This is a genomic window from Streptomyces sp. NBC_00568 (assembly GCF_026341855.1).
Lineage (GTDB): Bacteria > Actinomycetota > Actinomycetes > Streptomycetales > Streptomycetaceae > Streptomyces.
This window is the reverse complement of sequence record NZ_JAPENW010000001.1, coordinates 2,571,344-2,592,500: the sequence shown is the minus strand read 5'-3', so window position 1 is coordinate 2,592,500 and position 21,157 is coordinate 2,571,344. Positions and strand designations below refer to the sequence as shown.

At 68.3% G+C, this 21,157-nt stretch carries 17 protein-coding genes and 2 rRNA genes (1 of these 19 only partly in view); 16 read left to right on the top strand and 3 right to left on the bottom strand.

The annotated features are described in order from the left end of the window. From OOK38_RS11185 to OOK38_RS11135, 11 genes are all read left to right on the top strand, one after another. Positions 1-2,536, top strand: a 23S ribosomal RNA gene (locus OOK38_RS11185); it begins 587 nt to the left of the window's first position. A gap of 86 nt (positions 2,537-2,622) precedes the next feature. After that, positions 2,623-2,739: ribosomal RNA gene (rrf, locus tag OOK38_RS11180) — 5S ribosomal RNA — on the top strand. A 68-nt stretch (positions 2,740-2,807) separates the two neighbouring features. After that, a complete protein-coding gene (locus tag OOK38_RS11175; protein ID WP_266761318.1) occupies positions 2,808-3,452 on the top strand; it encodes an HAD family phosphatase in 645 nt (214 codons plus the stop codon). A gap of 134 nt (positions 3,453-3,586) precedes the next feature. Beyond that, positions 3,587-4,324 (top strand): VC0807 family protein, encoded by a 738-nt coding sequence (locus OOK38_RS11170; protein ID WP_266761320.1) that lies wholly within the window; start codon positions 3,587-3,589, stop codon positions 4,322-4,324. An 83-nt stretch (positions 4,325-4,407) separates the two neighbouring features. Then, entirely contained in the window at positions 4,408-5,634 is a 1,227-nt protein-coding gene (locus tag OOK38_RS11165; protein WP_266761322.1) for an MFS transporter, read from the top strand. Beyond that, positions 5,585-6,757 (top strand): acetoin utilization protein AcuC, encoded by a 1,173-nt coding sequence (locus OOK38_RS11160; RefSeq protein ID WP_266761324.1) that lies wholly within the window; start codon positions 5,585-5,587, stop codon positions 6,755-6,757. The genes OOK38_RS11165 and OOK38_RS11160 overlap by 50 nt, the downstream gene beginning before the upstream one ends. Positions 6,758-7,213: 456 nt before the next feature. Then, complete coding sequence (locus OOK38_RS11155) at positions 7,214-8,029, top strand: phosphatase (RefSeq protein WP_266761326.1); 816 nt, start codon at positions 7,214-7,216, stop codon at positions 8,027-8,029. Between the two features lie 129 nt (positions 8,030-8,158). Beyond that, positions 8,159-8,368 (top strand): helix-turn-helix domain-containing protein, encoded by a 210-nt coding sequence (locus OOK38_RS11150; protein ID WP_093781815.1) that lies wholly within the window; start codon positions 8,159-8,161, stop codon positions 8,366-8,368. A 143-nt stretch (positions 8,369-8,511) separates the two neighbouring features. Beyond that, the gene (locus OOK38_RS11145) at positions 8,512-8,610 is read left to right on the top strand and encodes an AURKAIP1/COX24 domain-containing protein (protein ID WP_003948845.1); all 99 of its coding nucleotides are present in this window, start codon (positions 8,512-8,514) and stop codon (positions 8,608-8,610) included. Positions 8,611-9,072: 462 nt separating this feature from the next. After that, the gene (locus OOK38_RS11140; protein ID WP_266761328.1) at positions 9,073-10,134 is read left to right on the top strand and encodes an NAD-dependent epimerase/dehydratase family protein; all 1,062 of its coding nucleotides are present in this window, start codon (positions 9,073-9,075) and stop codon (positions 10,132-10,134) included. A 14-nt stretch (positions 10,135-10,148) separates the two neighbouring features. After that, the gene (locus tag OOK38_RS11135; RefSeq protein ID WP_266761330.1) at positions 10,149-11,201 is read left to right on the top strand and encodes a lysophospholipid acyltransferase family protein; all 1,053 of its coding nucleotides are present in this window, start codon (positions 10,149-10,151) and stop codon (positions 11,199-11,201) included. 104 nt (positions 11,202-11,305) lie between these two features. Here the strand turns inward: OOK38_RS11135 and OOK38_RS11130 are convergent, their stop codons facing one another. The 3 genes from OOK38_RS11130 to OOK38_RS11120 all read right to left on the bottom strand — a co-directional run bounded on the left by OOK38_RS11130 (position 11,306) and on the right by OOK38_RS11120 (position 15,192). Next, positions 11,306-12,538, bottom strand: coding sequence for a DUF5667 domain-containing protein (locus OOK38_RS11130; protein ID WP_266761332.1), 1,233 nt, complete (start codon positions 12,536-12,538; stop codon positions 11,306-11,308). Positions 12,539-12,792: 254 nt separating this feature from the next. Then, the gene (locus OOK38_RS11125; protein WP_037627370.1) at positions 12,793-13,563 is read right to left on the bottom strand and encodes an ECF subfamily RNA polymerase sigma factor, BldN family; all 771 of its coding nucleotides are present in this window, start codon (positions 13,561-13,563) and stop codon (positions 12,793-12,795) included. A 696-nt stretch (positions 13,564-14,259) separates the two neighbouring features. Continuing rightward, positions 14,260-15,192, bottom strand: a complete 933-nt coding sequence (locus OOK38_RS11120) for an HAD family phosphatase (RefSeq protein WP_266761336.1) — start codon at positions 15,190-15,192, stop codon at positions 14,260-14,262. Positions 15,193-15,378: 186 nt separating this feature from the next. Between OOK38_RS11120 and OOK38_RS11115 the strand changes: the two genes are divergently transcribed. The 5 genes from OOK38_RS11115 (at position 15,379) to OOK38_RS11095 (ending at position 21,142) form a co-directional block, all read left to right on the top strand. Beyond that, positions 15,379-15,678 (top strand): glutaredoxin family protein, encoded by a 300-nt coding sequence (locus OOK38_RS11115; RefSeq protein WP_266761338.1) that lies wholly within the window; start codon positions 15,379-15,381, stop codon positions 15,676-15,678. Positions 15,679-16,021: 343 nt separating this feature from the next. Continuing rightward, the gene (locus OOK38_RS11110; RefSeq protein WP_266761340.1) at positions 16,022-16,783 is read left to right on the top strand and encodes a redox-sensing transcriptional repressor Rex; all 762 of its coding nucleotides are present in this window, start codon (positions 16,022-16,024) and stop codon (positions 16,781-16,783) included. Further along, positions 16,780-18,486: a glutamyl-tRNA reductase gene (locus OOK38_RS11105; protein WP_266761342.1), complete on the top strand. Its 1,707-nt coding sequence runs from the start codon at positions 16,780-16,782 to the stop codon at positions 18,484-18,486. The genes OOK38_RS11110 and OOK38_RS11105 overlap by 4 nt, the downstream gene beginning before the upstream one ends. After that, positions 18,483-19,442, top strand: a complete 960-nt coding sequence (hemC, locus tag OOK38_RS11100; RefSeq protein WP_266761343.1) for a hydroxymethylbilane synthase — start codon at positions 18,483-18,485, stop codon at positions 19,440-19,442. The genes OOK38_RS11105 and hemC overlap by 4 nt, the downstream gene beginning before the upstream one ends. After that, positions 19,439-21,142: a bifunctional uroporphyrinogen-III C-methyltransferase/uroporphyrinogen-III synthase gene (locus OOK38_RS11095; protein ID WP_266761345.1), complete on the top strand. Its 1,704-nt coding sequence runs from the start codon at positions 19,439-19,441 to the stop codon at positions 21,140-21,142. The genes hemC and OOK38_RS11095 overlap by 4 nt, the downstream gene beginning before the upstream one ends. Positions 21,143-21,157 lie beyond the last annotated feature (15 nt).

The following is a 21,157-nucleotide window of genomic DNA, read 5'->3' as shown; positions in this document are numbered from 1 at the left end:
AATAGTACCTGAAACCGTGTGCCTACAAGCCGTGGGAGCGTCGCGCATTGAGTTTACTCAGTGCGTCGTGACTGCGTGCCTTTTGAAGAATGAGCCTGCGAGTTTGCGGTGCGTTGCGAGGTTAACCCGTGTGGGGAAGCCGTAGCGAAAGCGAGTCCGAATAGGGCGATTCAGTAGCGCGCTCAAGACCCGAAGCGGAGTGATCTAGCCATGGGCAGGTTGAAGCGGCTGTAAGAGGTCGTGGAGGACCGAACCCACCAGGGTTGAAAACCTGGGGGATGACCTGTGGTTAGGGGTGAAAGGCCAATCAAACTCCGTGATAGCTGGTTCTCCCCGAAATGCATTTAGGTGCAGCGTCGTGTGTTTCTTGCCGGAGGTAGAGCACTGGATAGGCGATGGGCCCTACCGGGTTACTGACCTTAGCCAAACTCCGAATGCCGGTAAGTGAGAGCGCGGCAGTGAGACTGTGGGGGATAAGCTCCATGGTCGAGAGGGAAACAGCCCAGAGCATCGACTAAGGCCCCTAAGCGTACGCTAAGTGGGAAAGGATGTGGAGTCGCACAGACAACCAGGAGGTTGGCTTAGAAGCAGCCACCCTTGAAAGAGTGCGTAATAGCTCACTGGTCTAGTGATTCCGCGCCGACAATGTAGCGGGGCTCAAGCGTACCGCCGAAGTCGTGTCATTGCAGCAATAGGGCCAACGCCCGCTGTGATGGGTAGGGGAGCGTCGTGTGCCGGGTGAAGCCGCGCCGGAAGGCAGTGGTGGACGGTTCACGAGTGAGAATGCAGGCATGAGTAGCGATACACACGTGAGAAACGTGTGCGCCGATTGACTAAGGGTTCCTGGGTCAAGCTGATCTGCCCAGGGTAAGTCGGGACCTAAGGCGAGGCCGACAGGCGTAGTCGATGGATAACCGGTTGATATTCCGGTACCCGCTGTGAAGCGTCAAACATTGAACCAGGCGATGCTAAGTCCGTGAAGCCGCCCCGGAGCCTTCGGGCAAAGGGGAGTGGTGGAGCCGACGGACCAGACCTGCAGTAGGTGAGTGATGGGGTGACGCAGGAAGGTAGTCCATCCCGGGCGGTGGTTGTCCCGGGGTAAGGGTGTAGGCCGTGTGATAGGCAAATCCGTCACACATCAAGGCTGAGACCTGATGCCGAGCCGATTGTGGTGAAGTGGATGATCCTATGCTGTCGAGAAAAGCCTCTAGCGAGTTTCATGGCGGCCCGTACCCTAAACCGACTCAGGTGGTCAGGTAGAGAATACCGAGGCGTTCGGGTGAACTATGGTTAAGGAACTCGGCAAAATGCCCCCGTAACTTCGGGAGAAGGGGGGCCATCACTGGTGATCCGATTTACTCGGTGAGCTGGGGGTGGCCGCAGAGACCAGCGAGAAGCGACTGTTTACTAAAAACACAGGTCCGTGCGAAGCCGTAAGGCGATGTATACGGACTGACGCCTGCCCGGTGCTGGAACGTTAAGGGGACCGGTTAGTCACTCTTCGGGGTGGCGAAGCTGAGAACTTAAGCGCCAGTAAACGGCGGTGGTAACTATAACCATCCTAAGGTAGCGAAATTCCTTGTCGGGTAAGTTCCGACCTGCACGAATGGCGTAACGACTTCTCGACTGTCTCAACCATAGGCCCGGTGAAATTGCACTACGAGTAAAGATGCTCGTTTCGCGCAGCAGGACGGAAAGACCCCGGGACCTTTACTACAGTTTGATATTGGTGTTCGGTTCGGCTTGTGTAGGATAGGTGGGAGACTTTGAAGTCATGGCGCCAGCCATGGTGGAGTCGCCGTTGAAATACCACTCTGGTCGTGCTGGATGTCTAACCTGGGTCCGTGATCCGGATCAGGGACAGTGTCTGATGGGTAGTTTAACTGGGGCGGTTGCCTCCTAAAGAGTAACGGAGGCGCCCAAAGGTTCCCTCAGCCTGGTTGGTAATCAGGTGTTGAGTGTAAGTGCACAAGGGAGCTTGACTGTGAGACCGACGGGTCGAGCAGGGACGAAAGTCGGGACTAGTGATCCGGCGGTGGCTTGTGGAAGCGCCGTCGCTCAACGGATAAAAGGTACCCCGGGGATAACAGGCTGATCTTCCCCAAGAGTCCATATCGACGGGATGGTTTGGCACCTCGATGTCGGCTCGTCGCATCCTGGGGCTGGAGTCGGTCCCAAGGGTTGGGCTGTTCGCCCATTAAAGCGGTACGCGAGCTGGGTTTAGAACGTCGTGAGACAGTTCGGTCCCTATCCGCTGTGCGCGTAGGAATATTGAGAAGGGCTGTCCCTAGTACGAGAGGACCGGGACGGACGAACCTCTGGTGTGCCAGTTGTCCTGCCAAGGGCATGGCTGGTTGGCTACGTTCGGGAGGGATAACCGCTGAAAGCATCTAAGCGGGAAGCCTGCTTCGAGATGAGTATTCCCACCCCCTTGAGGGGTTAAGGCTCCCAGTAGACGACTGGGTTGATAGGCCAGATCTGGAAGGCGGGCAACCGCTGGAGGTGACTGGTACTAATAGGCCGAGGGCTTGTCCTCAGTTGCTCGCGTCCACTGTGTTGGTTCTGAAACCACGAACAACCGTCGTAGCTATGCCACGGCTCCGGTTGACAGTTTCATAGTGTTTCGGTGGTCATAGCGTGAGGGAAACGCCCGGTTACATTCCGAACCCGGAAGCTAAGCCTCACAGCGCCGATGGTACTGCAGGGGGGACCCTGTGGGAGAGTAGGACGCCGCCGAACAAATTTTGAAGAAAACCCCCGTACCGGGAAACCGGTGGCGGGGGTTTTCTGCGTTTAGGGTCTTTGTTATGCGCTATGACCTGATCATTTTCGACAACGACGGCGTCCTCGTGGACAGTGAGCCGATCTCCAACACTCTTCTGGCCGCCTACCTCACCGAGCTGGGGCACCCCACCTCGTACGAGGACTCCTTGCGTGACTACATGGGCTCCGCCATGCACCGCATCCACGACATGGTCCTCGAACGCACCGGGCAGCGGCTGCCGGACGACTTCGACGACGTGTTCCACGCCCGGGTCTTCGCCGCCTTCGAGCGGGAGCTGAAGCCCGTTCCCGGTGCCGGGCAGGTGCTGGAGAAGCTGGCCGCGGACGGAGTGCCGTACTGCGTGGCCTCCTCCGGGAGTCATGAGCGGATCCGGGTCGGGCATCGGACGACCGGACTCGACCGCTGGTTCGACGACGAGCGGATCTTCAGTTCGCAGGACGTGGGGCGGGGCAAGCCGGCCCCCGATCTGTTCCTCCACGCGGCCGAGCGCGTGGGTGTCCGGCCGGAGAAGTGCGCCGTCGTCGAGGACAGTCCGCTGGGGGTGCGGGCGGCCAACGCGGCCGGGATGGACGTGTACGGGTTCACGGCGATGACGCCGGCCGACAGGCTGGTCGGTGCCACCCAACTCTTCTCCGACATGGGGGAGTTGGCTGACCTGCTCGTATGACGGCACCCATCGGCGGGGGCTGACATATGTCATGCCGAGCTCCGGACGATCGTTTCTGTCGGCGGGTGGGGTCCGACCGCGAAGCTGAGTACATCGAAACGGGACGTACACAGTGACGACGGAGGGACCCGATCATGAGCATCACCGCCACCGAGTTCAGCACCGGAGAGACCGACCGCGCTGCCGCGGCGGTCGCCGGGACGGCCTCCACCACGGAGGCCGCCGGTCCCCGGCCGAGCTTCCTGCCGCTGATCGTGGACGTGGCGGTGCCCGTCGGGTCGTACTACCTGCTCAAGAACGGGTTCGGGATGAGCACGATGGCGGCGCTCGGCTGGAGCAGCGTCGTACCGGCGGTGCGGACCGTGTGGAGCGTGGTGAAGGAGCGCAAGGTCAACGCCCTGGCCGGGCTGATCCTCTTCGTCAACGTGGTCGGGCTCGCCCTCAGCCTCGTCGCCGGTGACCCGCGGCTGATGCTGGCCAAGGACAGCGGGGTCAGCAGCGCGGTGGGCCTCGGCGTCCTGGTGTCCGTGCGGCTCGGGCGGCCGATGATGACGCAGGCGATGAAGCCCTTCCTCGTGAAGGGGGACGCGGCCAGGAGCGCGGCCTGGGACCGGCTGGTGGCCGGCTCGGAGGGGTTCCGGAAAGCCGAGCGGACCTTCTCCCTCGTGTGGGGCTCGGTGCTGCTCGCTGAGTGCGTCGCGCGGGTCGTGGGTGCCTACACGCTGCCGATCGACACCATGGTCTGGCTCGGCACGGTCGTCATGATCGCCTCGATGGTCCTCGCCTTCCTGCTCAGCGGGCGCTTCGCGGTCGTCCCGATGGAGAAGATGCTCGAGCGGGAGCTCGCAGCCGGCGCGGAAACGAACGACTGAACGGCCTCTCTCCGAAGAGCTGAGCAAAATTCACCTTCGGCTGGATCTACCCACCGGTAAGCCGGGGCCCTACGCTCGCCGCCATGACAGATGTGCTGCGGCGCGGTAGGGCCTCTTTGGCGTTCAGCTTCTTCGCTCAGGGCGCCGCCTTCGCGTTGCTCGTGACGCGCATCCCGGCCATCCAGGACCGCTACGGGATCTCCGACGCGCTGCTGCCGGCGTTCCTGGCGGCTGTCCCGATCCTCGCCGGGGTGGGAAGCGTCGCCACCGAGCACCTGGTCAAGCGGATACCCCCCAGCAGCGTCCTGCGGTGGTCGCAGCCCGTCGTGCTGCTCGCCCTGCTCGGTGTCGGGGCCGGTGACCAGCTCGTGGAGGTGGCGGTCGCCCTCGGTGCCTTCGGCCTCGCGGTCGGTGCTCTGGACGCCTCGATGAACATGCTCGGGGTGAGCCTCCAGCGGTCGTACGGGCGCAGCATCATGCTGGGCTTCCATGCCGCGTACAGCCTGGGCGGGATCGTGGGCGCCTCGCTGGCCTGGGCCGGGGCGCACTGGCATCTGCCGCTCTTCGTGTCGTATCTGCCGGTCGTGCTGGTGCTGCTTCCGCTCGCTCTCGTGGCGAGCCGGTGGTACGTCGACGGGGGTGCGGCCCCGGACGGGAAGGACGCGGCGGCCGAGGACGGTGCCGGTGCCGGACCTCTCGTCTTCAAGCTGCTGCTGCCGCTGTGCCTGGTGATGACGTTCGCCTACATCGGGGACTCGACGGTCTCCAACTGGAGCGCGAAGTATCTGAAGGACGTGCTGGGCAGTTCGGAGCAGCTGTCGACGGTTCCGTACAACGTCTACATGGTGATGACGCTGGTGGGGCGGGCCGTCGGGGACTTCGGGGTGCGGCGGTTCGGAGCCGTCGCGGTGGTGCGGCTGGGCGCCGTGGTCGCCGCGCTCGGGTTCGGGGTGGTGGCGGTCGCGCCGGGGGCCTGGGTGGGCATGCTGGGGTTCACGCTGGTGGGGCTCGGGCTGTGTGTGATCGTGCCGCAGACCTTCGCGGCGGCCGGGCGGCTCTTCCCGGGGGCGTCGGACACGGCGATCGCGCGGCTGAACATCTTCAACTACGTCGGGTTCCTGATCGGTTCGCCGTTGGTGGGCGCGCTGGGCGACGCGTGGAGCTACCGCGGAGCCATGGTCGTACCGATGGTGCTGGTCCTCGCGACCTTGGGGTACGCCCGCTCGTTCGATCCTCAACCGGACCGATACGGTGACGTGCATGAGCGGCCGCGCACAGCTGATGTGGGACGAGGCAGTAACGGGGTATGACTTCGGTCCGGACCATCCCATGGATCCGGTCCGGCTCGCCCTGACCCGGGGACTCGTCGACGCCTTCGGGCTCGACCGGGACGTCGACGTGGTCTCGGCGAAGCCCGCGGGGGACTCGACCCTGCGGCTGGTGCACCGCGAGGACTATGTGGAGGCGGTCAGGTCCGCGTCCGCCGATCCCGAGTCGGCCGACCCGTCTTACGGTCTCGGGACCATGGACGATCCCGCGTTCGCCGGGATGCACGAGGTGTCCGCGATGATCGCCGGGCAGTCGGTGGGGGCGGCGGAGGCGGTGTGGCGCGGTGAGGCGCTGCACGCGGTGAACTTCGCGGGCGGGCTGCACCACGCGATGCCCGGCGGCGCTTCCGGGTTCTGCATCTACAACGACGCCTCGCTGGCCATCGCCCGCCTCCTGGAGCTGGGCGCCGAGCGGGTCGCGTACATCGACGTAGACGTGCACCACGGTGACGGTGTCCAGGCGGCCTTCTGGGAGGACCCGCGGGTTCTCACGATCTCCTTGCACGAGCATCCGCGGACGCTGTTCCCGCAGACCGGGTGGCCCGAGGAGACGGGGGCCGACAGCGCGGAGGGCACGGCGGTCAATGTCGCGCTGCCGGCCGGTACCGGGGACGCGGGCTGGCTGCGGGCCTTCCACGCGGTGGTGCCCGAGCTGATCGCCGACTTCCGGCCTCAAGTTCTGGTCACCCAGCACGGCGCGGACACCCACTTCGAGGACCCGCTCGCGCATCTCGCCGTATCGCTCGACGCGCAGCGGGCCGTGCAGGTCGCCTGTCACGACCTGGCGCACGAGTACGCCGACGGGCGCTGGGTCGCGCTGGGCGGCGGCGGGTACGCGGTGGTGGAGGTGGTGCCGCGCTCGTGGACGCATCTCGTGGCCGTCGCGGCGGGCCGTCCCATCGAGCCCGAGACGGTGATCCCGGAGAGCTGGCGGCAGCAGGTCTTCGCCCGCACCCGGCAGTTGGCGCCGATGCGGATGACGGACGGGCGTTGGCCGGTGTCCTGGAAGGACTGGGAGGCGGGGTACGACCCGGCGGACCGTCTCGATCAGGCGATCGTGGCCACGCGCCGGGCCGTGTTCCCGCTGCGGGGGATGCTGCCGTAGGCCTGTGTTCCCGCCTCGGGCCTGGGCGGGAGCGGGATTTCCGCCGTTCCCCCGCGGCGGGAACGGATTTCCGCCTCGGCTTCGAGGCTGCCCGCCCGATGCCTCCGTCCCGGCCGGTTCGGCGGGTCACGCGGGGGTGGCGGCCTCGGCTGGTCGGGTCTCGTGGCGAGTGCCGGACCGGTCGCAGTGAGGTGCCGCCGAGGGGCAGGACGGGAGGGCGGCGGCGGTCGCCGACCGACGGGACAGCCGCACGGTGATTCCCCCTGAGTGATGGTCGGCGTCACGGTCAACTGGCTTCTGGCTCACATGTGTTGTGAGATCACGGGCCCCCAGGACGGCTGTGGGCCCTTCAGTCACTGCCCTGTCACCGGCGTCACGATGGGCTATTAGGCCAACTGTGGGGCATTTCCCGCTTTTTGTGCGTGCGGCGGCGGTGGATGCGTCAGCATCGCTGACGTGTTGAGCACCGGAGCTTTGCGTGCACATCTGCTGGCCGCCCGGCTGGCCGGGCCCGTGGCCACCTCGCGCGAGGAGAGTCTGCGCAGCTATCGGCTCTTCGCCGCCCGCGACCCCCGTCTGTTGCTCGGACTTGATCCCGAATGGACCTGGCGGCAGCGGGACTTGATCGAGCTGATGGCCGACAAGTGCGGAGTTTCGGCCGATCCCTCGCACACTTCGGGGCATGATGTGATCGACCCGGAGCGGACCCTGGCGGCTCTCGACGCCTTCGCGGCACGGCTCCGTGAAGCCGCCCGTCATCGTCACCCTGTGCTTCTCGGCACGGGTCACCCGCACCGGCTGATCGCCTTCTACGCCGCTCTCGCGGACGCGCTGTCGGCGGCGGGATGTACCGTCCTCACCCCCGCGCAGGGTAGCTCTGTCGACATAACGACCCGGTTCGGTCTACGCACGTACAACCTCGACTACGTACAAGGCGTCGCGCTGGTGCGCGAACCCGGGGCCGGGGCCGCCGGTCGTGCGACCGGCGCACACACCCACTCGCCGCTGCCGGTTCGGACCGTTCTGGCGGCCGCGGCGGAGGCCGGAGGGCCCCTCCCGGAGCTGGTCATCGGAGACCACGGATGGGTCTGCGGAGCAGGTCAGCTGGGGTTCGAGGCCATCGGTCTCGCCGATACGGACGATCCCGCACTGTTCGTCGGAGAGGCAGAGGGGCGGGTGTCCGTCGTCGTTCCGCTTGATGACGCTGTGCGGTCTGATTACTACCGACCGCTTACTCGCTATGTACTCAATCGAGCGTGTCTGTCACAGTAGGCGGCCGATGGCATCCCCTCTTCCCCACTCGCATCACCCGCCCCTACATTGGGGAGTGAGCACGCAACGACGAAGAGTCACCGGAAGGGGAAGCCGGTGACCGTCGAGTGCGGAAGGTTCAGGTGTGTCATGGCTGCAGGCGAGAGGCCTCTGAACGAGGTTCAGTTCCTTACCGTGGCGGAAGTCGCCTCGGTGATGCGAGTGTCGAAGATGACCGTGTACCGCTTGGTGCACAGCGGTCATCTGCCGGCGATCCGGGTGGGGAGGTCCTTCCGGGTGCCGGAGCAAGCGGTTCACGAGTACCTCCGTGAGAGCTATGTGGGGGTGGAGACCGCCTGACGGCGATTCCGGGAGACCGTTCGCGATCTCCCGGAAACACCTCGATTACGACCTCGGCTCTCGGACGGGTAGGCTGGCCCCTCATAGGTCGTGTGGGCCCATGCAGCCCAGCACCGAGTAAAGAGAAGTGAGCGAGGGTAGTCGTGGGCTCTGTTATCAAGAAGCGGCGCAAGCGGATGGCGAAGAAGAAGCACCGCAAGCTGCTCAAGCGCACTCGCGTTCAGCGTCGCAACAAGAAGTAAGCGGCGCCGCGGAAACGCGTACTGTGGCCCCCCACCTCGAAGGTGGGGGGCCACAGGCATACCCGGCCGCGAGACGGCTACCCGGGAGGCCGGCCGGGGCTCGGTCCGGAAGGCCGGCCGAGGACCCGCCGGGCGTCGACGAAGCGCCGGGCCGCGGTGGCACCCGGGGCGACGTCAAGGTTCGGGCGCGGTGGCATCCGGGCCGACGCGAGGAGCCGGCCGCGGTCGCATCCGGGAGGAAGGACCCCGAAAAACCGCTCGAACATCGAATAGGTTCAGCCACACACGCCGCGTACGACTGTGGGCCGAATGGCTTGGTCTGGTCGTACGTCTGCGGCTGTCGTCACTTCGTGCATCGGGCGGTCATCACAGCGCAACATCAACCCGCTAAGTTGGCCGCACACGGGGAACGCGGCAGGTACGAGCGGAGCTACGTCCAGTTCTGGAAGGAAGGCGCTGATCTTGGGGAAGGTCGTGCTCGTGACCGGGGTGGCCCGACAGCTGGGGGGCCGGTTCGTACGACGGATCCAGCGTGACCCGCAGGTGGACCGGGTGATCGCCGTGGACGCGGTGCCACCCGAGCACCACATCGGCGGCGCCGACTTCGTGCAGGCCGACATCCGGCAGCCGACGATCGCGCGGGTGCTCGCCGAGTACTCCGTCGACACGGTCGTGCACATGGACGTGACGGGCACGGCGCTGGGCTCCGGCAGCCGGACCACGGTCAAGGAGACCAACGTCATCGGCACCATGCAGCTGCTCGGCGCCTGTCAGAAGTCTCCGACGGTCAAGCGGCTCGTCGTGAAGTCCAGTACGAACGTCTACGGCTCGGCGCCCCGCGACCCCGCCGTCTTCACCGAGACCACCTCGCCCAAGTCGCTGCCCAGCGGCGGCTTCGCGAAGGACACGGTGGAGGTCGAGGGGTACGTACGCGGCTTCGCGCGCCGCAGGCCCGATGTCGCCGTGTGCGTGCTGCGGTTCGCCAACATCCTCGGCCCGAGCGCGGACTCGCCGCTCGCCTCGTACTTCTCGCTGCCGGTCCTGCCGACGGTGTTCGGCTACGACCCGCGGCTCCAGTTCGTCCACGAGAGCGACGTCATCGAGGTGCTCCGGCTCGCCTCGCACGATCCGCAGCGGGGCACCCTCAACAGCGGCACGTTCAACATCGCCGGCGACGGCGTCCTGCTGCTCTCGCAGTGCGCGCGGCGCCTGGGCCGGCCCACGGTCCCGCTGCTGCTGCCGGCCCTCAGCTGGGCCGGCACGGCCGTGCGTACCCTGGGTGTGACGGACTTCTCGCCGGAGCAGCTGCGGCTGCTCACGCACGGCAGGGTGGTCGCGACGATCCAGATGTGCGAAACCCTGGGCTACCAGCCGAAGTACACGACGGCGGAGACCTTCGCGGACTTCGCCCACAGCCGGGGGCCCGGACTCCTGCCCCCGGAGGCCCTTGCGGGGGCCGTGGACCGGATCGCCGCCCTGCCGCTTCTGGGCGGCGGCCACACCCCGACGCAGAGCGCCAACTGAGGAGCGCATCAACGATGGCGGACGCCAAGGTCATTCCTTTCGACGACGACCGGTCGCGCGGGGCTGCTGTGCAGCGCCCGGCGCGGCGCCGGGCCGCGGGGAGCCGGCGCAAGGGCGAGCCCGTAGTGGTACGCGAGGTCCAGCCCCTGCCCGGGCGGACCGTCCCGCAGGATGATGTTCCCGTGACGCATGAGGAACATCAGCCCCAGCAGCCCCAGCAGGGCGGTAGCGGCCTGGAGCAGCGCATCGCGGGGGGCCTGGCCTTCCTGCGCCGCAGGCTCACGGGCGACTACGAGATCGACGACTTCGGGTACGACCAGGAGCTGACCGACCAGGTCCTGATGTCGCTGATCCGGCCGCTGTACGAGAAGTACTTCCGCGTCGAGGTGAAGGGCGTCGAGAACATCCCGTCGGAGGGCGGCGCCCTGATCGTCGCCAACCACTCGGGCACCCTTCCGCTGGACGGCCTGATGATGCAGGTCGCCGTCCACGACAACCACCCCGCGAACCGTCACCTCCGCCTGCTCGCCGCCGACCTGGTCTTCATGCTGCCGGTCGTCAACGAGCTGGCCCGCAAGGCCGGTCACACCCTGGCCTGCGCGGAGGACGCCGAGCGGCTCCTGGAACGCGGCGAACTGGTCGGCGTGATGCCGGAGGGCTTCAAGGGCATCGGCAAGCCCTTCAGCGAGCGCTACAAGCTCCAGCGCTTCGGCCGGGGCGGCTTCGTCTCGACGGCGCTGCGCGCGGGCACCCCGATCATTCCGTGCTCGATCGTCGGCGCGGAGGAGATCTACCCGATGATCGGCAACGCGAAGACCCTCGCGCGGCTGCTGGGATTCCCGTACTTCCCGATCACGCCGACCTTCCCGTGGCTGGGCCCGCTCGGTGCGATCCCGCTGCCCACCAAGTGGACGATCCAGTTCGGCGAGCCGATCCGCACGGACGGCTATCCGCCGGAGGCGGCCGAGGACCCGATGCTGATGTTCAACCTGACCGACCAGGTCAGAGAGCAGATCCAGCACACCCTGTACAAGCTGCTGGTGCAGCGCAGGTCCGTGTTCTTCTGATCATGCAGTTACGGTTCTGCTGATCATGTCCTGATATGCCTGTACGCCGATGGGGGCGCCCTTCCCGAGAAGGGCGCCCCCATCGGCGTAGTGGAGTGGCCAGGTCAGCCGGCGTCCTCCGTGTCGATGCCGAGGCCCGGCAGGAGACCGGGCAGCAGGGGCGGGAGCGTGACGTCGGGTTCGCTCGTCGCGTTGCCCTTGCCGCTGCTGTCGGACGACGGGGTGGTGCTGGTGTCGTCCTGCGGCGGGTCGAGCAGGCCGCCGGTGCTGCCGCCGAGCAGGCCGTCGATGCTGCTGCCCGAGCTGGAGGGTTTGGGCTTGCCGCTGCTGTGGCTTCCGCCGGCGGAGCCGCTGGTGGCGCTGGGCGCCGGGGTGTCCTTGCCGGGCGCGCCGGTGGACTCCTCGCTCCTGCCCCGGTGACGTCCGGTGCCCTCGGGGGCGGGCGTCTTGGGCAGCAGCGAGCGCAGCGGGCCGACCTCTTCGTCTATGGCCTCGAAGACCGACGAGACCTGGTCACTGACGTCGCCGAGCTGCACGGGCAGCCGGTCGCGCAGCGCACCCCAGGCCTCGCGGTGCGACTGGGAGAAGGCGGACAGGGTCTGGATGGGGCCCAGTGAGCCGTCCCGTTCGTACGCCTCGTGCAGCAGGCGGTGACCCTCGGAGGCGTCGTGCTGCATGCCGGACAGGGCGCGGCGGACCTCGCCCAGGGACTCGTGGTCGAGCTGTCCCGAACGGCCGCGCTCCATCAGCCGGCGGGCCTCGCTCAGGCGGTTCGAGGCCTGGTCGAGGTAGAGCTCGCCCCGGTCACTGTCGCCGTGGGCCAGACCCAGCTTGATGTCCTCCATGCCCCGCTTGAGCCCGTAGAGCGAGTCGCCGGGCAGGGCGTCGGAGCTCGCGGCGGCCACACCGCCGAAGGCTCCGGCGGCCACACCGACGGTGAGCCCGCCCGCGGCGAGCCCCTTGGACAGCCGGGACCGGGGCCGCAGCTTCCCCAGTCCGGTCGCCCGGTGCGCGCCCTTGGCCCGATGGGACCGCTGCTCGGGCACGGCACGGTCCCAACCATCGCCTCCGGCGGCGGTGCCTTCCAGCAGCATGGCCTCCATCGCGGCGACGAGCTGGGCTCGCTGCACGATCTTGACCTCGGGGTCCAGCTCCGGTTTGGGCAGCTCGCCGAGACCGGTGGCAAGGGCCAACAGCAGCCCTTGCTCGGTCTGTTCCGCAGCAGCCCGGGACGGTGCCGACCCATCGGGCTGCTCGGCCGCCGTGCCCTGGTCGGACTCCTCCAGGGCCTGGGCGAAGGCGTTCGCCCGCCGGTGTGCCGATACGTTCGCGATCACTGGCGGCACCTCCTCTCGTCATGACGGTCGGCTCCCCAGGGGGTCCTGAGGGTTGCACCCCCTGGCCGTATCCGCACGATCGGGTGATCGGCGATGGCCAAGGCGTGACCACAGGGAGCCTGTATCCCGCACAACGAGCGTCACGGCACTTGGGTTACGGACGACGGATGATCGGACCGCGAAGTCAACAGACTTTTACGGAAGGTGAGTTGAGTGTCGCTGAACGTGCGGGGGCACTGCGGGTCGAAGCGGGTTCAGCGGACGTCGTCCGGCAGGAGCCGGGCCAGGGTGCGGACGGCCCGGTACTGGAGGGTCTTGATCGCCCCCTCGTTCTTGCCCATCACCCGGGCGGTCTCGGCGACCGAGAGCCCCTGGAGGAAGCGGAGCGTCACACACTCCTGCTGCTGTGGGTTGAGCCGACGCACGGCGTCAAGGAGCGCGGCGTTGGAGAGCGACTCCAGGACGGAGTCCTCGGGTGAGCGCTCGACCTCGTTGGCGTCGAGCATCTCGCCGGTGGTCACCTCCAGCCGGAAACGGCTGGACTTGAAGTGGTCGGCGACCAGATTCCGGGCGATGGTCACGAGCCAGGCGCCGAAGTCGCGCCCCTGCCAGGTGAACGTGCCGATCCGCCGCAGCGCCCGCAGAAAGGTCTCGCTCGTGAGGTCCTCGGCAGTCGCCTTACCTCCCACCCGGTAGTAGATGTAGCGGTACACGGTGTCGCTGTACTGGTCGTAGAGCCGTCCGAAGGCGTCGGCCTCGCCGGCCTGGGCGCGCTCCACGAGATCCATCATCCGGGCGCTGTCACTGTCCGCGGCCGGACGGCGTGCGGTGGTGGCCGAGCCTGAGCGGCCCCGCCTGCCGACCGCCGCGTTGCCGTCGGCCAGTGCATAGCAAGGGCCGACGGGCGCGGGGAGGGCGAAAGCGGGGACGGCGTACGCGGTGGGGACGAAGCCGCGCAGACGGTCCAGGACCGTTGCGCGCAGCGTAGCCAGGCCCGAGGCGTCAACCCCGACGTGTGAGTACACGGGACTCCCAGAGGCAGAGCTTCCATCACGTGCAGTGCGGGACCTTTCACCCGTCGTAGCGACGGAGGGGTACCGGTTTGCGTCTGAGGAGAATAACGCTTCGTACAGGCAGCACTACACCCAGTTGCTAAAATCATCGATTACGTCGCTTCTGATGCGGTTCGATGCCTGTTCAAGTGCCGGACGGTGACCACTTGTTGATCGAGTCGGTTCGTGTTCCGTCTGAGTACAGGGCGTGTTGTGCCCGCCTGCGGTGAACATGACTGCGCCGCCCACGGGGTGGGTAGGACCATGTGATTGCCTCGCGGAGGAGCGCTCCCGTCCCAGGTCCGGACAGGTTTTCGCCCCCTCCGCCCCTGCCCGGCCCGAACCCGGGGCTCCGCCCCGGACCCCGCTCCTCGAACGCCGGAGGGGCTGAAACTCAGCCCCGGCCGGGGCTGAAAAAGGGAAAACGCGCCCGCAGCCGAAAAGCGCACCAGAGTGGCGACGCCCAAGCCCCCGCGCACCCGCAGCGGACATCGCACGGGAGGGGCCGTGCCGGTATATCCCTATGTCCGTCGCTTACGTTCGGATCGAGCAGCGGCTCGCGTCAGAACTGACGTCTGATCCAGCGGCGACGGACTGGGATGTGGCACGGCCCCGACCCACCCACCCACCGGACCGCAGGCACCCCGGCAGGCGCCGACAGGCCGAATGTCAGCGGCGGCGGCGGTGAAGCGCGATCGCGGCGGCCGTGCCGCCGGCCACCGCGCCGACCCCGGCCGCGGCGGGAATCCCGACCTTCGCGGCCTTGCGCGCCGTGCGGTAGTCCCGCAGCCGCCAGTCGAAGTCCCGCGCGTGCTTGCGCAGTTTCGCGTCCGGGTTGATCGCGTACGGGTGCCCGACCAGCGAGAGCATCGGAATGTCGTTGTGCGAGTCGCTGTACGCCGCGCAGCGGGCCAGGTCCAGGTCCTCCGCGGACGCCAGCGCCCGTACGGCCTCGGCCTTGGCCGGACCGTGCAGGGGTTCGCCGACCAGCTTGCCGGTGTAGACCCCGTCCACGGATTCCGCGACCGTGCCCAGTGCGCCCGTGAGACCGAGCCGCCGCGCGATCACCGTGGCGATCTCCACCGGGGCCGCCGTGACGAGCCACACCTTCTGTCCGGCGTCCAGGTGCGCCTGGGCGAGGGCGCGGGTGCCGGGCCAGATCCGCTCGGCCATGTACTCGTCGTAGATCTCCTCGCCGATCGACATCAGCTCGGAGACCCGATGGCCCTTCACGATCGACAGCGCGGAGTCGCGCGCGTCCTGCATGTGCTCCGGGTCCTCGATGCCGGCCAGCCTGAACCACGCCTGCTGCCAGGCGAACCGGGCCAGGTCGCGGGTCTCGAAGAACTTCCGCTTGTACAGGCCCCGTCCGAAGTGGAAGAGGGCAGCACCTTGCATCACGGTGTTGTCGAGATCGAAGAAGGCGGCGGCCCGGTCGTCGCCGAGCACCGGGAAGTCGGGTTCTTCCGGGGAATCCGGCGGTGCCAGTTCTTCCAGTTCCTGCGAGGACTTGCGCGCTGCCTCCGCAGAGGCCTCGCCTGCCAACACGCTCCGCGCCGTGGCGGAGCGCCTACGGGGAGTGAGCCATCCGAGAGCGGCCATGTCGTGAGCATAGCCAGTCTGTTCGGTGCTTCCGGAGTCGACAGGATTCGACGCTGTGAACTCTCCGCGACCGTGCCGTTAAACAACCGATCCGATGCGCTGCGGCCGCGGCGCGTCGGCCCTGCGCGCGGGCCGGTTGTCGTGCGAAGCGCGGAGCGTGCCCGTACGGGCGTCCGGGGCGGGAGAATGGCGCGTATGAGCCCCATGTTCCGGCGCAGCGACCGCCGTACGCAGAGCAGGGCGCCCGAGGAGCGTCTGGTGACGTTGATCGGGAAGCCCGGGTGTCATCTGTGTGATGACGCACAGGAAGTGATCGAGAAGGTGTGTGCCGATCTCGGGGTCCCCTGGGAGAAGAAGGACATCACCGAGGACGAGGAACTGCACCGCCAGTACTGGGAACAGATCCCTGTCGTGCTGGTGGACGGCGCCCAGCACACCTTCTGGCGCGTGAACGAGGAACGCCTTCGCAAAGCCCTCGCACGGTGAACCGCGTGCGGGGAGCGCCGACCGCGCCCGTGATGTGCCCCGACTTGTGACCTGACTGAGTAGTCCAAGTGGTCGGGAACGTCGCCTAGGATCGACGGCGATTGGTCTCGGGGGCGGGATTCGTTGAGGAGAGTGTGCGGTTTTGCCCCCTTCAAGTACGGAACGAAGCCGCCCGTGCACCGGTTCCATACGTGCGCGCCGGGCGTGCGTGACCCCGGTCACGTTGGCCGGGCAAATCGGACACCGTCTTTGTGCACGCGTTCACAAAGACATAGCCTGCATTCGACGGGGCGGTCTAGGTACGTGTGACCGCCTAAAGCCCCGCTCTACCCGCAGGAGCACCGTGGCAACTGGCCGAACTCACCGACCGGCGACCCGCAGCCGAGGGATTCCCGAGGCCACCGTCGCCCGGCTTCCGCTGTACCTCCGAGCCCTCACCGCACTGTCGGAGCGCTCGGTACCCACGGTCTCATCCGAGGAGCTCGCGGCCGCGGCGGGGGTCAACTCCGCGAAGCTGCGCAAGGACTTCTCCTACCTCGGCTCCTACGGGACGCGTGGTGTGGGCTACGACGTCGAGTATCTCGTGTACCAGATCTCCCGCGAACTGGGCCTGACCCAGGACTGGCCGGTAGTGATCGTCGGTATCGGCAACCTCGGTGCGGCACTGGCCAATTACGGAGGGTTCGCCTCGCGCGGATTCCGTGTCGCCGCGCTCATAGACGCGGATCCCGCGATGGCCGGCAAGCCCGTTGCCGGAATCCCGGTCCAGCACACGGACGAGCTGGAAAAGATCATCGACGAGAACGGCGTGTCGATCGGTGTCATCGCCACCCCGGCCGGAGCCGCCCAGCAGGTCTGCGACCGTCTGGTGGCCGCCGGAGTCACCTCCATCCTGAACTTCGCGCCGACCGTGCTGACCGTCCCGGACGGTGTCGACGTGCGCAAGGTCGATCTCTCCATCGAGCTGCAGATCCTCGCTTTCCACGAGCAGCGCAAGGCCGGCGAGGAGGCCGAGGCGCAGGCCGGTGCCGCCGCCGCCACCGCCGCGCAGGAGAACAACCGCAAAGGGCCCGACGGGGATGTTCCCGCCGTGATGCCGGCATGAGTCTCCTCGTCGTCGGGCTGAGCCACCGCAGCGCTCCGGTGAGCGTTCTGGAGCGGGCCGCGCTGTCCCCGGACGCGCAGGTCAAGCTGCTCCAGGACACCCTCGCCGCCGAGCCGGCCGCCGAGGGCGCGGTGCTCGCCACCTGCAACCGCATCGAGCTGTACGCCGACGTGGACAAGTTCCACGCGGGCGTCGCCGAGCTGTCGACGCTGCTCGCCCAGCACAGCGGGGTCGGGCTCGAGGAGCTCACTCCCCACCTGTACGTGCACTACGAGGACCGGGCCGTCCACCACCTCTTCTCGGTGGCCTGCGGCCTGGACTCGATGGTCGTCGGCGAGGGCCAGATCCTCGGCCAGATCAAGGACGCGCTCGCCACCGCGCAGGAGCTGCACACCGCGGGCCGCCTCCTCAACGATCTGTTCCAGCAGGCCCTGCGGGTCGGCAAGCGCGCCCACTCCGAGACCGGCATCGACCGCGCCGGACAGTCCCTGGTCACCTTCGGCCTGGAGCAGCTGTCCGCCGGGCGGGCGGTCGAGGCCTGGGCCAAGGGCAAGAAGGCCCTCGTCATCGGCGCCGGCTCGATGTCCTCGCTGGCCGCCGCGACGCTCGCACGGGTCGGCGTCGGCGAGATCGTGATCGCCAACCGCACCCAGGACCGCGCCGAGCGCCTCGCCGAGATCCTCACCGGCGGCGACGACACGGACGTGGTGGCCCGCGCGGTACCGATGGACTCGGTACCGGTCGAGCTGACACGTGCCGACATCGCCGTGTCCTGCACCGGAGCGACCGGGATCGTCCTGACGGCCGAGTCGGTCGCGGCCGCCGTCGAAGGACGTACGGGAACGCCCGCGGCCGTACGCGACGAGGCGTCGGCCGGTCCGGCCGGGCACCTCGCGTCGACCAGCCTCGGCACCGAGGACGGCTGTCCGCTGGACCTGTCCGCCGTGCAGGGCGCCACCGGCTTCTCCGTCATGGGCGAGGCGGCCGTCGCCGGCATGGACGCCGCCACCCTGGAGCAGCACGCGGCCTGGGTGGACAAGGGCACGGGGACCGTCGAGCGCCGCGACAGCCGTCGTGCGCCCGACACCGACGCCGAGGTCATCACCGCGCTGGCCGCGACCGTCGCCACGATCGGCCGCATCCCCGAGCGCCGCAGGCCCGAACCCGTCGCCGAGGCCCCGCGCCCCGCGCCGGTGCTCGCGCTGCTCGACCTGGCGATGCCCCGTGACATCGACGCGGCCGTGCACCGGCTGCTCGGTGTGCGGCTCGTCGACCTCGAGTCGCTGGCCGACGCCTCCGCGGACGCGCCGATGGCCGCGGACGTGGACCAGGTGCGCCGGATCGTCTCCGACGAGGTGGCCGCGTTCGGTGCCGCCCAGCGGGCCGCGCACATCACCCCCACTGTCGTGGCGCTGCGCGCCATGGCCGCCGATGTCGTCGCGAACGAGATCGCGCGGCTGGACGGACGGCTGCCGGACCTCGACGACAAGCAGCGCGGCGAGATCAGCCAGACCGTGCGGCGCGTCGTCGACAAGCTGTTGCACGCGCCGACCGTACGGGTCAAGCAACTGGCCGCCGAACCCGGCGGTGCCGGGTACGCGGACGCGTTGCGGACCCTGTTCGACCTGGACCCGGAGACGGTCGCCGCCGTCTCGCGGGCCGAGAACAACACCGAGAACGCCAAGAACCGAGGGCGAGCATGAGTGAGCAGGCTTTGAGGCTCGGGACCAGGCGCAGCAAACTCGCCATGGCCCAGTCCGGGCAGGTGGCGGATGCCGTGAGCAAGGTGACCGGACGGCCCGTCGAGCTCGTTGAGATCACGACGTACGGCGACGTTTCCCGCGAGAGCCTCGCGCAGATCGGCGGCACGGGCGTCTTCGTGACCGCGTTGCGGGAGGCACTGGTGCGCGGGGAGGTCGACTTCGCCGTGCACTCCCTCAAGGATCTGCCGACGGCGCAGCCCGATGACCTCGCGCTGGCCGCCGTGCCGGTGCGCGAGGACGTGCGCGACGTGCTCGTCGCCCGCGACGGGCTGACCTTCGCGGAGCTGCCGGACGGCGCACGCGTGGGCACCGGCTCGCCGCGGCGCATGGCCCAGCTGAACGCGTACGCGCGCAGTCATGGGATGACGATCGAGACGGTCGCCATCCGCGGGAACGTCGACACCCGCATCGGGTACGTCCGCGCCGGGGAGCTCGACGCCGTCGTGCTCGCCGCCGCCGGACTCAACCGGATCGGCCGGATCGACGAGGTCACCGACTTCCTGTCGGTCGACAATGTTTTGCCCGCCCCCGGCCAGGGGGCCCTCGCGATCGAGTGTGCCGCGGACAACGCGGACCTCGTCGCCGCGCTCGGAGAGCTCGACGACCCGTTCACCCGGGTCGCCGTGACAGCCGAGCGATCTCTGCTTGCCGCCCTGGAGGCCGGCTGCAGCGCACCCGTGGGCGCGCTGGCCGACCTGCTGGCCGACGGGCAGATTGTCAAGGAGATGCGCCTGCGCGGCGTCGTCGGGACGACCGACGGCTCGACGCTGGTGCAGCTGTCCACCACCGGTCCCGTGCCCGAGACGCATGACCAGGCGATGTCGCTCGGCCGTGAACTCGCCGCCGAGATGCTTGCCAAGGGCGCGGCCGGTCTGATGGGGGAGCGAGCACTGTGAGCCCCACCAACCTTCCCGCCGGTCCGGACCACGGGCACGTCACCTTCCTGGGTGCCGGACCCGGAGATCCAGGGCTGCTGACACTGCGCGCCGTAGAGGCGCTGGCGAACGCGGACGTCCTCGTCGCCGAGCACGATGTGCTCGACGTGGTGCGCGTTCACGCCAGACAAGGCGTCGCTGTTCTGAACACGGATCCGGACACTTCGCCGGATACGTACCAGAGCACAGGCACGCCTCAGCTGACGGTTGTTGACAGCGCGTCAACAACCGTTGGTGACCCCGCGTCGAGGGACGCAGCCAATCTTGTCATGACGGCCGCACGGGGCGGCAAGCGGGTCGTGCGTGCGGTGTCCGGTGACCCCGGGCTCGACACCTACGCCGCCGAGGAGATGCTGGCCTGCGCCCGCGCGGGCGTTCCGTTCGAGGTCGTGCCCGGCATCGCCGCCGCCGTCGGTGTGCCCGCCTACGCGGGTGTGCCGCTGCGGGACGCGCAGGGCGCGGACGTACGGTTCGTCGACGCGCGGACCGCCTCGGACCGCTGCTGGACCGAGGTCGGCGCCTCCGACGGCACCGTCGTCGTGTCGGCGACCCTCGACTCCGTGGCCGCGGCCGCGGGTGAACTCGTGGCCTCCGGCCGCAAGCCCGACACCCCGATGGCGGTGACGATCGCCGGTACCACGACCCGGCAGCGCACCTGGTCGGCGACGCTCGGCACGATCGCGCAGACGCTGAAGCAGGCGAAGGTGCTGCCGTCCCCGGACGGTGGCCGCCCGGTGATAGCCGTGGTCGGTGAGCGTTCCGCCGCCGCCCAGCGCGACCAGTTGTCGTGGTTCGAGTCCAAGCCGCTGTTCGGCTGGAAGGTGCTCGTACCGCGGACGAAGGAGCAGGCGGCGTCGCTCTCCGACCAGCTGCGGTCGTACGGGGCCGTGCCGCACGAGGTGCCGACGATCGCCGTCGAACCGCCGCGCACGCCCCAGCAGATGGAGCGCGCGGTCAAGGGCCTGGTGACCGGCCGCTACGAGTGGATCGCCTTCACCTCGGTGAACGCGGTCAAGGCCGTGCGGGAGAAGTTCGAGGAGTACGGGCTCGACGCCCGTGCCTTCGCGGGCATCAAGGTCGCGGCCGTCGGCGAGTCGACCGCGAAGGCGCTCATCGCCTTCGGCGTGAAGCCGGACCTGGTGCCGAGCGGGGAGCAGTCCGCCGCCGGTCTCCTGGAGGACTGGCCGCCCTACGACCCGGTCTTCGACCCGATCGACCGGGTGTTCCTGCCGCGTGCCGACATCGCCACCGAGACGCTGGTGGCCGGGCTCATCGAGCTGGGCTGGGAGGTCGACGACGTCACGGCGTACCGCACCGTGCGCGCGTCGCCGCCGCCGGCCGACACCCGCGAGGCGATCAAGGGCGGCGGCTTCGACGCGGTGCTCTTCACCTCGTCGTCGACCGTGCGGAACCTGGTGGGCATCGCGGGCAAGCCGCACAACGTGACGGTGATCGCCTGTATCGGTCCCGCGACCGCCAAGACGGCCGAGGAGCACGGGCTGCGGGTCGACGTGATGGCTCCGGAGCCCTCCGTGCACAAGCTGGCGGAGGCGCTGGCGGACTTCGGGCTGCGGCGGCGCGCCGCCGCGCTGGACGCCGGTGACCCGGTGACCCGCCCGAGCGAGCGCCGCCCGGGCTCGCGCAGGCGCCGGACCACCTGACACAGGTGAGAACGC

What these genes read in the sequence shown, in the direction of transcription:
- OOK38_RS11175 (WP_266761318.1), top strand. Translation starts at nt 2,808, where the DNA reads ATGCGCTATGACCTGATCATTTTCGACAACGACGGCGTCCTCGTGGAC.
- OOK38_RS11170 (WP_266761320.1), top strand. Translation starts at nt 3,587, where the DNA reads ATGAGCATCACCGCCACCGAGTTCAGCACCGGAGAGACCGACCGCGCT.
- OOK38_RS11165 (WP_266761322.1), top strand. Translation starts at nt 4,408, where the DNA reads ATGACAGATGTGCTGCGGCGCGGTAGGGCCTCTTTGGCGTTCAGCTTC.
- OOK38_RS11160 (WP_266761324.1), top strand. Translation starts at nt 5,585, where the DNA reads ATGAGCGGCCGCGCACAGCTGATGTGGGACGAGGCAGTAACGGGGTAT.
- OOK38_RS11150 (WP_093781815.1), top strand. Translation starts at nt 8,159, where the DNA reads ATGGCTGCAGGCGAGAGGCCTCTGAACGAGGTTCAGTTCCTTACCGTG.
- OOK38_RS11135 (WP_266761330.1), top strand. Translation starts at nt 10,149, where the DNA reads ATGGCGGACGCCAAGGTCATTCCTTTCGACGACGACCGGTCGCGCGGG.
- OOK38_RS11120 (WP_266761336.1), bottom strand. Translation starts at nt 15,192, where the DNA reads ATGGCCGCTCTCGGATGGCTCACTCCCCGTAGGCGCTCCGCCACGGCG.
- OOK38_RS11115 (WP_266761338.1), top strand. Translation starts at nt 15,379, where the DNA reads ATGGCGCGTATGAGCCCCATGTTCCGGCGCAGCGACCGCCGTACGCAG.
- OOK38_RS11105 (WP_266761342.1), top strand. Translation starts at nt 16,780, where the DNA reads ATGAGTCTCCTCGTCGTCGGGCTGAGCCACCGCAGCGCTCCGGTGAGC.
- hemC (WP_266761343.1), top strand. Translation starts at nt 18,483, where the DNA reads ATGAGTGAGCAGGCTTTGAGGCTCGGGACCAGGCGCAGCAAACTCGCC.